Annotated in this window: 9 protein-coding genes; 6 read left to right on the forward strand and 3 right to left on the reverse strand. The window is 38.7% G+C overall.

Annotation, left to right across the window (positions count from 1 at the left end; all coding sequences use genetic code 11):
- Nucleotides 1–14: 14 nt before the first annotated feature.
- The 6 genes from ACZZZK_RS16325 (at nucleotide 15) to ACZZZK_RS16350 (ending at nucleotide 7,922) form a co-directional block, all read left to right on the forward strand.
- Nucleotides 15–449 carry a MarR family winged helix-turn-helix transcriptional regulator gene (locus ACZZZK_RS16325; protein WP_056848431.1) on the forward strand — a complete coding sequence of 145 codons (435 nt, stop codon included), beginning with the start codon at nucleotides 15–17 and terminating at the stop codon, nucleotides 447–449.
- Between the two features lie 176 nt (nucleotides 450–625).
- Complete coding sequence (locus ACZZZK_RS16330) at nucleotides 626–3,031, forward strand: 3-hydroxyacyl-CoA dehydrogenase NAD-binding domain-containing protein (protein WP_463485059.1); 2,406 nt, start codon at nucleotides 626–628, stop codon at nucleotides 3,029–3,031.
- Nucleotides 3,032–3,209: 178 nt separating this feature from the next.
- A complete protein-coding gene (locus ACZZZK_RS16335) occupies nucleotides 3,210–4,385 on the forward strand; it encodes an acetyl-CoA C-acyltransferase (protein ID WP_463485060.1) in 1,176 nt (391 codons plus the stop codon).
- 153 nt (nucleotides 4,386–4,538) lie between these two features.
- Nucleotides 4,539–6,332: an acyl-CoA dehydrogenase family protein gene (locus ACZZZK_RS16340; protein WP_463485061.1), complete on the forward strand. Its 1,794-nt coding sequence runs from the start codon at nucleotides 4,539–4,541 to the stop codon at nucleotides 6,330–6,332.
- A gap of 174 nt (nucleotides 6,333–6,506) precedes the next feature.
- Nucleotides 6,507–6,998, forward strand: a complete 492-nt coding sequence (locus ACZZZK_RS16345; RefSeq protein ID WP_265798401.1) for an FKBP-type peptidyl-prolyl cis-trans isomerase — start codon at nucleotides 6,507–6,509, stop codon at nucleotides 6,996–6,998.
- Nucleotides 6,999–7,922 carry an FKBP-type peptidyl-prolyl cis-trans isomerase gene (locus ACZZZK_RS16350; RefSeq protein WP_463485062.1) on the forward strand — a complete coding sequence of 308 codons (924 nt, stop codon included), beginning with the start codon at nucleotides 6,999–7,001 and terminating at the stop codon, nucleotides 7,920–7,922.
- Here ACZZZK_RS16350 and ACZZZK_RS16355 read toward each other — a convergent pair.
- The 3 genes from ACZZZK_RS16355 to ACZZZK_RS16365 form a co-directional block, all read right to left on the reverse strand.
- A complete protein-coding gene (locus ACZZZK_RS16355; protein ID WP_463485063.1) occupies nucleotides 7,919–9,217 on the reverse strand; it encodes a cryptochrome/photolyase family protein in 1,299 nt (432 codons plus the stop codon). The genes ACZZZK_RS16350 and ACZZZK_RS16355 overlap by 4 nt on opposite strands.
- 32 nt (nucleotides 9,218–9,249) lie before the next feature.
- Nucleotides 9,250–10,155, reverse strand: coding sequence for a TIGR01777 family oxidoreductase (locus tag ACZZZK_RS16360; RefSeq protein WP_463485064.1), 906 nt, complete (start codon nucleotides 10,153–10,155; stop codon nucleotides 9,250–9,252).
- Between the two features lie 241 nt (nucleotides 10,156–10,396).
- A complete protein-coding gene (locus tag ACZZZK_RS16365; RefSeq protein ID WP_463485065.1) occupies nucleotides 10,397–12,004 on the reverse strand; it encodes a DUF4139 domain-containing protein in 1,608 nt (535 codons plus the stop codon).
- Nucleotides 12,005–12,132: the final 128 nt, after the last annotated feature.

Consider the following 12,132-nt stretch of genomic DNA (forward strand, 5'->3'; position numbering starts at 1 on the left):
AATAAATTATTAAAATGAAACAACAGCAAACAATAGATTATCACGTGAAGTTTGCATGGCAAAACATGTTTAACAAGTATAATCAAATGGCCTCTACTTTTGGCATAACACAGGCTATTGGTTATATGCTGATAAACATAAATGATGAAGAGGGTACTGCCGTTTCCAATTTGGCTGCCTTGCTTGGCGTAAAAGCGACCAGCCTTTCCAGAATGTTAAATAATATGGAAGAAGCTAAGCTTATTTACCGCGAAACCTCCATAGGCGATAAACGTTCGGTGAAGGTTTTTTTAACCGATTTCGGAAAAGAAAAGAAGCACCTGGCAAAAGGGGTTGTGCGAAAATTTAATGAATATTTGGATGAACACTTCTCTAAAAAAGAGAAAGAAACATTCATTAATCTGTTAATAAAACTTAATGATATTACGGTAGCATATACTGTTGATTAAATATATTTTGTGATGAAACCTGCTTTGCATGAGTTTACCAATGGGCTCAGGTTTTGAAGTAGGTTCCATCAGACCAAAAGAAAAATAAATAATGACTGATGAACCGTCACTGATAAAATGCTAAAATTTTATCAGTGTAAGCTCCATCAGACAAATAATATAATAGACAAAAACTGATGAAACGAAGCATTAATAAAGTTGCTGTTTTAGGTTCGGGGATTATGGGTTCGCGTATTGCATGCCATTTTGCCAATATTGGGGTTGAGGTTTTACTTTTAGATATCGCCCCAAAAGAACTTACTCCAGAAGAACAGGCAAAAGGACTGACGTTAGACAAACCAGTGGTAAAAAACCGGATTGTTAATACGGCTTTGCAAACGGCTGTCAAAACAAATCCATCGCCGGTTTATTCTAAAAAAGTATTGAATAAAATTAAAACCGGGAATTTCGAAGATGATATGTCGAAAATTGCTGGCTTTGATTGGGTAATTGAAGTAGTTGTTGAAAATCTTGATATCAAGAAAAAAGTTTTCGAGCAGGTAGAGCAATTTCGCAAACCAGGTACATTAATTACCTCGAATACTTCCGGTATCCCCATTCATTTAATGGCCGATGGCAGAAGCGATGATTTTAAAGCACATTTCTGTGGAACACACTTTTTCAATCCGCCGCGTTATTTAAAGCTATTGGAAATTATTCCAACGCCGTATACCAAACCGGAAATAGTTGATTTCTTAATGCATTATGGCGATAAATTTTTAGGTAAAACCACCGTTTTATGTAAAGATACGCCAGCCTTTATTGCCAATAGAGTTGGAGTATATTCAATTATGGCCTTATTGCATTTGGTCGAAAAATTGGATTTAACAGTCGAAGAGGTAGATAAATTTACCGGTCCAGCTTTGGGTAGACCAAAATCGGCTACCTTCCGTACTTCTGATGTGGTTGGTTTGGATACCATGATTAAAGTAGCCAAAGGACTTTACGATAATTGTCCTGATGATAAAGCACATGAGTTATTTAAACTTCCTGACTATGTTAAAAAGATGGAGGAGAACAAATGGCTTGGCGATAAAACCAAACAGGGTTTCTATAAAAAAACTAAAGCTGCCGACGGCAAAACCGAAATCCTTGCCTTGGATTTGAAAACTTTAGAATACAAACCTCAGCAAAAAGTTAAATCGGCTACATTAGAAATGACCAAGCCAGTTGAAAATCTTCGCGAACGCATGAAGATTTTTGCGAAAGGAAAAGATAAGGCAGGCGAGTTATTCCGTCATTCTTCATTTGGATTATTTGAGTACGTATCTGATAGGATTCCGGAAATTTCTGATGAATTGTACCGCATTGATGATGCGATGCGTGCAGGTTTTGGTTGGGAGCTTGGACCTTTTGAGCTTTGGGATGCGGTAGGTTTGAAAGAAGCAATTGAGGGAATGGAGCAATATGGAAATAAAGCTGCCGCTTGGGTTCAAGAAATGCTTGATGCAGGAAATACTTCTTTTTATAAGGTAGAAAGCGGCGTTAAAAAATACTATGATATTCCAACAAAATCTTACAAAGCCTTACCAGGAACGGATGAATTTATCATTTTAGATAACATCCGCGAGAATAAAACACTTTGGAAAAATTCTGGCGTTTCTATCATTGATTTAGGTGATGGCATTTTAAATGTAGAATTCCATACCAAAATGAATACCATCGGTGGCGATGTAATCTCAGGAATTAACAAAGCCATTGATATGGCAGAGAAAGATTATCGTGGTTTAGTAATCGGTAATGATGGTGCAAACTTTTCTGCTGGCGCAAATGTGGGGATGATTTTCATGATGGCGGTAGAGCAGGAATGGGATGAGTTGAATATGGCTATCCGAATGTTCCAGAACACTTCGATGCGTATTCGTTACTCTTCCATCCCGGTTGTGGTTGCACCACACAATTTAACCTTGGGTGGTGGCTGCGAGTTTAGCTTACATGCCGATCATGTTCAATTGTCAGCAGAAACTTATATGGGCTTGGTGGAGTTTGGTGTCGGCGTTATTCCCGGTGGCGGCGGAACAAAAGAGTTTGCGCTGCGGGCATCGGATGAATATAAAGACGACCAGATTGTTCAAAATGCATTGAAAGATCGTTTCTTAACCATTGGTATGGCTAAAGTATCGACTTCAGGTTATGAAGCCTACGAGTTGGGCTATTTGCAAAAGGATAAATTCTCAATTTCGATGAACCGCAACCGTTTACTGGCCGATGCTAAAGCAAAAGCGATTGAACTGGCAGATGCAGGTTATACCAAACCTGTTCAGCGGACAGATATTAAAGTGTTGGGAAAACAAGGTTTAGGAATTGTGTATGCGGGAGCAAATAGCATGTACGCCGGTCATTTTATTTCTGAACATGATAAAAAAATCTCCGAAAAATTAGGTTACGTCATGTGTGGTGGCGATTTATCCTCCCCAACAGAAGTAAGCGAACAATATTTATTGGATTTGGAAAGAGAGGCATTTTTATCTCTTGCAGGAGAAAGAAAATCATTGGAAAGAATTCAGTCGATTATAACAAAAGGGAAACCGTTAAGGAATTAACAAATAGATGGGAGATTTGCTTAGCCACTTCGTCATTGCGAGGTACGAAGCAATCTTACAACTAAGGGTTTTCTATAGCATTAAGATTGCTTCGTGCCTCGCAATGACGGCAATAGTAAGGGAAGTGCGTATAATAAAAAGATAATATTGGCGGATAGCCATCAAAATACTCGATAAAATGGAAGCATATATTATAGCCGGATATCGCACAGCAGTGGGTAAAGCACCCCGAGGCGTATTCCGTTTTACCAGAGCTGATGATTTAGCAGCTGAAGTGATAAGCGCTTTAGTGGCATCGGTTCCAAATTTAGATAAAGAACAAATTGACGATGTAATTGTGGGTAACGCCACGCCCGAAGCGGAACAAGGCTTAAATATTGGCCGGATGATTTCACTAATGGGTTTGAATACGGACAAGGTTCCGGGTGTTACCGTAAATCGATATTGCGCATCTGGTTTAGAAACAATTGCCACTGCAGTAGCGAAAATTAAAGCCGGAATGGCTGATTGTATTATCGCTGGTGGGGTAGAAGTAATGAGTGGAATGCCGTTTGGAGGTTGGAAACTCGTTCCAAATCCAGAGGTTGCGAAAAACAATCCCGATTGGTATTGGGGAATGGGACTAACTGCCGAAGCCGTTGCGAAAGAATACAATGTGAGTCGCGAAGACCAGGATGCATTTTCCTTGAAATCTCATGAGAAAGCTATTCATGCCATAAAAAACGGTTATTTAAAAGATGGCGTTTTGCCAATTACGGTTAACGAAAATTATTTGGATGAGAACCTTAAAAAGAAAACGCGTTCTTATGTCGTGGATACTGATGAAGGTCCGCGAGCAGATACCACGTTAGAGAAACTGGCAAAATTAAAGCCTGTTTTTGATGCTGTAGGAAGTGTAACCGCTGGTAATTCGTCACAAACATCTGATGGCGCAGCCTTTGTTCTCGTTGTTTCTGAAAAAAAAATGAAGGAACTTAATGTTGAACCAATAGCAAGATTAGTAAGTTATGGCATCGCTGGAGTTCCACCAAGAATTATGGGAATTGGTCCAATTGAGGCCATCCCAAAAGCATTAAAACAAGCAGGTTTAAAACAAGATGATATCGATCTAATTGAACTGAACGAAGCTTTTGCATCGCAGTCTCTAGCCATCATCAGAACACTCGATTTAAATCCAGATATCATTAACGTAAACGGTGGAGCCATTGCATTGGGTCACCCTCTGGGTTGTACAGGTGCAAAACTTTCGGTGCAAATGATGAATGAGCTGAAAAGACAAGACAAGAAATATGGCATGGTTACCATGTGCGTTGGTACAGGACAAGGAGCAGCAGGAATTTTTGAGATGTTATAGGAGATTGACTTAGGCACATCGTCATTGCGAGGCACGAAGCAATCTCACTCGCGAATTGGATTGCTTCGTGCCTCGCAATGACGACCGTGTTAGGCAAAATGAAAAAATAAAAATTAAGCGATTTTCAATGTGTCGCTACTAGATACTACAAAGATGGAAACAACTGAAAAGAAAACAATTAAAGGCGGCGAATTCTTAATTAAAGAAACGGCTTACCAGGATGTATTTATTCCTGAAGAATTTGATGAAGAGCAACAAATGATTGCGCAAACTTGTCGCGATTTTCTGGAAGCTGAGGTTTATCCAAACTTAGATAAAATTGATAAACAGGAAGATCCTGAATTAATGCCAACGCTTTTAACAAAAGCTGGCGAATTGGGTATTCTTGGGGTTTCTGTCCCGGAAGAATATGGGGGCTTTGGCAAAAATTTTAATACCTCTATGTTAGTTGCTGATGTCGTTGGCGCTGGTCACTCTTTTGCAGTAGCACTGTCAGCACACACCGGAATTGGTACATTGCCTATCCTTTATTATGGAAACGAAGAACAGAAAGCGAAATATATTCCTAAACTAGGCTCTGGTGAATGGAAAGCAGCTTACTGCTTAACAGAACCGAATTCGGGCTCGGATGCAAACTCCGGAAAAACAAAAGCCAAGTTGAGCGATGATGGCAAACATTACATCATTAACGGGCAAAAGATGTGGATTACCAACGGGGGTTTCGCAGATATCTTTATCGTTTTTGCCAAAATTGATGATGATAAAAACCTAACTGCTTTTATTGTGGAGAAAGATTTCGGTGGCATCACCATGAATCCAGAGGAGCATAAAATGGGTATCAAGGGTTCTTCTACGCGTCAGGTTTTCTTTAACGATTGCCTTGTTCCGGTTGAAAATATGTTAAGCGAGCGGGAGAATGGTTTCAAAATCGCGGTTAACATTTTAAATATCGGTCGCATAAAATTATCAGCGGCAGCAATTGGTGCATCAAAAGCAACTTTAAATACGGCCATTAACTATTCAAATGAACGTAGCCAATTTGGTCGCCCGATTTCGAAATACGGTGCCATTCGCTTTAAGATTGCAGAAATTGCTTCGAAACTTTACGCGGTTGATGCAGCTAATTATCGTGCCGGACAAAACATTGATGACACCTATGAGCAATTGGTTGCTGGCGGAATGGAATCTGGAAAGGCCAGGTTAAAATCGGTAGAACAGTTTGCTGTTGAGTGTGCCATTTTAAAAGTTTGGGGTTCCGAAGCATTGGATTATACGGTAGACGAGGGGGTTCAAATTTATGGAGGAATGGGTTTTAGTGCCGATGCACCAATGGATAGAGCCTACCGTGATGCCCGTATCAACAGAATTTTTGAAGGTACGAACGAGATTAACCGTTTGTTAACGGTTGATATGATGCTGAAAAGAGCCATGAAAGGTGAGCTTGATCTGATGACACCGGCCACGGCGGTTGCTGCAGAGTTAATGAGCATTCCAGATTTTGGCGAAGAAGACACCACATTATTTGCTGCTGAGAAAAAAGTTCTTGCCAATCTGAAAAAAGCTACCTTGATGGTTGCGGGTGCTGCGGTTCAAAAATTAATGATGTCTTTGAGCAAGGAGCAGGAAATTTTAATGAATATCGCAGATATGGCGAGTTATGTTTATGTTTTCGAGTCCGCTTTATTGAGAACCGAAAAACTGGCTGCTACAAAAGGTGAAGCCGCAATTAATGGTCAGCTGGATTTATTGAGAATATATATGGTTGAAGCTGTTGATGGTATTGCCAAAGCTGGTAAAGAAGCGCTTTGGGCTTTCGCAGAAGGCGATGAACAGCGCATGATGCTGGTTGGCTTACGTCGTTTCACCAAAGTTGAACCTTTTAATGTTAAAGATGCCCGTCAAAGAGTTGCACAGCAATTGATTGAGGCGAATAAGTATATTTTTTAAGTGGTATGTTATAGGTTGTAAGTTATAAGTTTGGATGTCGATAAGTCGAGTGGTAATAGATTTAGTTTTGCTTGTTCATAAATTCTACTTATAACCTATAACCTACAACTTTTGATTTGAATGTTAAATTTGGTTAAAAATTGTAGCATCCGTATTAAAAGCTTATTTTTGCGGATGATGCTAAAATTCAAGTATATATTATTATTGCTTTGCGTTGTTGGGTTCTTCGCTGCATGTAAAAAAGATGAGGCGGTAGAGGATTACGATCCACTACCTCAGTTTAAAGCCGATACTGCTGCAATTGGCGCTTTCGTAAAGGCAAATAACATATCAGGGATAAAAGATCCTTCAGGTATATTTTACCAAATTATTGCACCTGGTTCGGGTAGTATTACTTACACCACTTCAACGCAGATTACTGCAGATTATGAAGGCAAACTGCTCAACGGCACACTTTTCGACAGTTCAAAAGGTACTCCAATAAAATTTTCGTTAGGTGGCGTAATTACAGGCTGGCAGTTCGGTATTCCTAAAATACAAAAAGGTGGTAAAATCAGATTGATTATCCCATCATATTATGCATATGGAACAAGATCTCCATCATCTTTAGTTCCAGCTAATTCTATCCTCGATTTCAATATAACACTTACAGACGTTACAAACTAAATGAATAAATTTACCAAACTAAGTTTCTTAACTTGTTTACTGACTGTTGTTTTCCTTTCTGCATGTAAGAAAGAGTATGAAACTATTCAGGCTACAGAGAGTGCAACAATAGCTTCATACATATCAAAAAATAACTTAAGTGCTGTAATGTTGCCCGATCCGGATAAATCAGGATTCTTTTATCAGGTAACTTCACCTGGAACAGGCAATAATTTTAAAAATCCAGATTCAGTTCTTTATAACTTAACGGTTAAGTCTTTATCTACAGGGTCTACATACTTACAGTCTCCACTATTATCGAACTTAGGCACGTTTGTAGGTTATACCGATCAGTTTTATAATTCATCACTAGTTACAACTTCAAATCCACAGGGTTTTTATTCTATTCCTGCGATAAGAACTGCTTTATTGGCGCTAAAGCCTGGTGGAGTGGCAAGAATACTTTTGCCTTCTTATTTGGCTTTTGGAAGAAACGGTGCTGGAAATATTCCATCAAACGAAATTGTCGATTTAATAGTGACAACCTATCCTTACCAAAAGCAGGCATTATTAGATGACAACCGCATTACAACTTTTTTAACTTCTAAAGGGCTTACTGCAACGAAAGATCCTAGTGGAATTTATTACATTGTAAATACTTTAGGAACAGGAGAGGCTGTTAATGGTATTGGAAGTACAGTCAACGTTAAATATACAGGAAGAACATTAGATGGCGCTGTATTTGATTCATCTGCAGATGGTCTCTCACTTACACTATCCGGTTTGGTATCGGGTTGGCAAATTATGATTCCAAAATTTAAAGTTGGAACCAAGTTCAGAATGATTTTGCCATCGGCATATGCTTATGGTCGTTCAGGATTTAATACTATTTCCCCGAATACGTCTTTAGATTTTGATATTGAAATCGTTAGCGTTACCAATTAAGATAACGCTTCTTTAAATACTTTAAGCACTCTTTCTCGTGCAAATGTATGCTCAACTATTGGTTGGGCATATTTTTTTGTCCCATATTCTGGCACCCATTTTTTAATGTACTCAAATTTTGGATCAAATCTTTTGGTTTGCAATTCAGGATTAAAAACGCGGAAATACGGCGCAGCATCATTTCCTGAGCCCGCAGCCCATTGCCAACCACCAACGTTGCTGGCCATTTCATAATCAAGAAGCTTTTCGGCGAAATAATTTTCACCCCAGCGCCAATCGATTAATAAATGTTTCGATAAAAAACTTGCTACAACCATCCTCACACGGTTATGCATAAACCCAGTTTCATTGAGCTGTCGCATTCCGGCGTCCACTATCGGATAACCCGTGTTTCCTTCGCACCAAGCTTTAAATTCTGTTTCGTTATTGCGCCATTTTATTTTATCGTACTGCTTTTTAAAAGAATCATTGGCAGCATACGGGAAATGCCAGAGGATCATCATGTAGAACTCTCTCCAGGCTAATTCAGATAACCAAACATTTGATTTTGCCTCTACAGCATCTTTTACGGCCTTACGAATACTTACAGTACCAAATCTTAGGTGCAAACCAATTCTGGTTGTACTTTCCATAGCAGGGAAATCTCGTTCCTCTGCGTAGTCATCCAGTTTATTTTTGTAATTAATTTTTGGGAATTCCTGGTTACTCGCTTTGAATCCCATTTCTTTTAGTGTGGGCAGCACTAAATGTTCGGTCTGAAAAAGGTTTTTGAAGTACTTTTTTGTTGGATAAGCCTTAAAATAAAAATCATCGAGCTTTGCCTGCCACTGTTTATAATAGGGCGTAAATACGGTGTATGGAGTTTTATCGCCTTTTAAAATTTCATCTTTCTCAAATATCACCTGATCTTTAAAGGTTCTAAAAGCGATTTCTTCACTGGTTAAAAATTCTGCCAAATTATCATCGCGTTCACGGGCATAAGGTTCGTAATCATGATTGGTATAAACCTCCTCAACCTTATAATCTTTTAAAATTTGAGGCCAGATTTTTTCTGGAGTTCCGTACTTCACTAATAAGTCTGATCCGTGTTGTTGTAGTTCTTTTTTTAAACTTTCGATAGTTTGAAAAATGAAAGTAACCCGGGCATCATCTTCAGATAATTTATCTAAAATGTTTTTATCGAATATAAAGAGCGCAAGTGCAGGTGTGCCATTATTTAAGGCGTGATAAAGGCCTGCGTTATCTTCTAGTCTCAAATCGCGGCGGAACCAAAAAATGGTGATGGGTGTCTTCATTTAAGAATATGCTTTGAGGGCTTAAAATAAGATTATTTATGATAGAGACTGGTAAGTGCTTCATCTAAATCTGTAAATTTAAACTTGAAGCCAGCATCCAGGATTTTTTGAGCTGATGTGTTATTGCTCATCAAAACCGCTTCTGCTCGTTCGCCCAACAACAATTCTATTACTTTTTTCGGAACCTTTATTGGCCAAAAAGGGCGGTTCAAATGTTTCGAAATGGCTTTGGTTAAACCAATGTTGGTTACGGGAAATGGAGCACAGGCATTGTATGAATCTTCCATTTTAACATTTTCCAAGGCGTAAACATACATGGCAACCATGTCATCAATATGCAGCCAGGGCGTCCACTGTTTACCAGTTCCTAAAGCCGAACCTACAAAAAGCTTGATAGGTTTATCCAATTGTGGTAGTGCACCGCCCTCATTGCTTAAAACGATTCCAGTTCTAAGTTTAACAATGCGTAAGCTCAGTTTCTTGCCTTTATTAACAGCATCTTCCCAAAGTTTGCAACATTCAGCTAAAAAGCCATAACCATTGACACTGTTTTCGGTCAAAATTTCATCTCCGCAATCGCCATAAAAGCCCACCGCCGATGCTGAAATAAATGATTTTATTTGATGATCAGATTTGTTTTGAATGGTTTGATAAAGTAATTCCGTTGATTTTACCCGACTATCAATAATCTGTTTTTTGCGCTCATCAGTCCATTTTTTTTCTGCTACGGGTTCGCCGGCCAAATGAATAATTGACTCTACACCTTCTATACATCTGGAATCGATTGTTCCTTTGTAAACGTCCCACACGAAATTATTCGGATCGGAACTCTTTTTTCGGGATAGCGTATTTACCTCGTATCCTTTATTCAAAAGCTGGGTTTTGAGTTCCTTGCCCACAAGTCCAGTTGCTCCAGTTATCAGAATCTTTTTTGCCATGTGTGTAAAACACCAAAGATACAAAAGGGTTTGTTTTTAGTAGGAAGTCCGGAGTTTAGAGTTGGGGGTTTGGAGGTCCAACCGCAAGTCCGTCATCCTCGCGTATGCGGGGATCTTACAACGATCGAGCGCTACTCTCGTGCTTTAAGATTCCCAATTAAATTGGGAATGACGGAACCGAACTAATTTCGTTAAGTCCGTCATCCTTGCATAAGTGGGGATCTTAATGCCGAAAATAAATCTACAACCCTGCAATTATCCTATTTTTTGGTGCCTTAACAGAATAGCTTAGCTTAATGGTTTTGGTTTCATTTGGCGCAATTGTCAATTGCCATGAAAGCATTCCTGTTTCTTTATTAACTTCTGCGCCGTTGCTTTCCAATAATTCAATTTCAATATCACTTTCAGAAGATAACGGATATTGGTCTTTCAATGTTAGATCAATCGCCTCCTTCTTAGTATTCCTAATCTTGATTAAATACGTGAAAAGTTGTTTTCTGTTCGACCCAATAAATTTAGTGCTACTAAAATCTTCCTGTTTTTCTTTAGTGATGATAATTTTTTTATCCTTCCCCATACTCAAACTCAGCGTATCCAAAATATTCGCAGGGTTGATAAATGATTTTCCGGTGTAGGTGCCTTCAAAAATAATATTGGCATTTCCCGCTTGAAGATTCAACTTCTCCCAATCAATAACATCAGCCAGTAAAAAGGCGTCGGCACTTAATTTTGGTGCTGCGTAATATTTGTATTTAGCAGGTACCTCATATTCTTTAAATGAAACCGTATGTGGTTTGTTGTCACTATTTACATCATATGGAATATCAATATCAAAGGTAACCCCAAGTTGAGTTTCGTTAACCGATGTGTAGTTGTTGATAGTTGATACAGCTGCTTCTGACTTTTTTGCATTCGAATAATCAGTTACGACCACTTCATAAAGGCTTTTTTCCTCTCTCATAATTGGGGAGGCCATGCCTCTGATCCGTATTTGTGGTTGATTGGTAGATACAAACCACGGACTTAGATTAGGTGCAGTGATATTATAATTAGGATTTCCGGTTGATAAGGAAAGCTTTACTTTCTTCCAATCCAAACCTGTACTTTGTGTAATCGCAGCCTTATAGACTATGCCAAGTGGTTTTGCTGTACTCATCGACTTAATATCATAACTGGCTAACCAGTTTGCAGCCGGGCTTACATATGACACGTTATAGCTGGCTTCGGCACTATCTTTAGACATTAACTGTAAAACAAGTTGTCCTAATTGTTGATTTGGGCTGTTTCTTAATTCTGCAATTTGTTGTTGCAAAGCAGTAAGTTTTTGATTTTGTTTTTCTTCAGTTAATGCCAGCGCAGAAATAGCCGCCCTCACTTCAGCACTTTTAGTACGGTAATATTCGGCTAATTTAATCAACTCTGATACGTTCGTGCCGTTGTTTGTACCGCCCGATTTTCGGTTTTCATCCAATAAAACTAAAGTTTGTTCTTCTATAGTTTTTGCATTTTTAATTTTAGTCAACTCTCCGGAAACGATTTTCAAACTATCATTCAATTTTTTAATCTCTGGGTTAGCTGCATCAGTATTCAAAAAATCTTTGTTGAATTGCACCGCCAAAATCGTTACGCCCGCAGTTACCCCAACCTGAATAGAATTTTCATTCACCCGTCCAGATATATTGTTGATTACAATTTCCGATGTTCCGGCTGGAAGACTCACTTTGCCTGAATGCGTGAGTTGCGCACCGTTATTGTATACCGTTACACTTTGTAAAATGGCTTTAGTTTTAATTTGTTGTTGAGCAAAAGCAGCAAAAGGAAATAATAGTGCAATTAGGATTCGTTTCATTTTTTTCTTATTATGTATTAGAAATGGATGCTGAATACAGGATGTACGATTTTCTATTTTTCCATAACGGTAATTTTTGTTGAGTATTTGTAAAGAAAATTCGTGGTTTTTGATGCCGACAAAAAATA

This window comes from Pedobacter sp. AC163 (assembly GCF_979258665.1).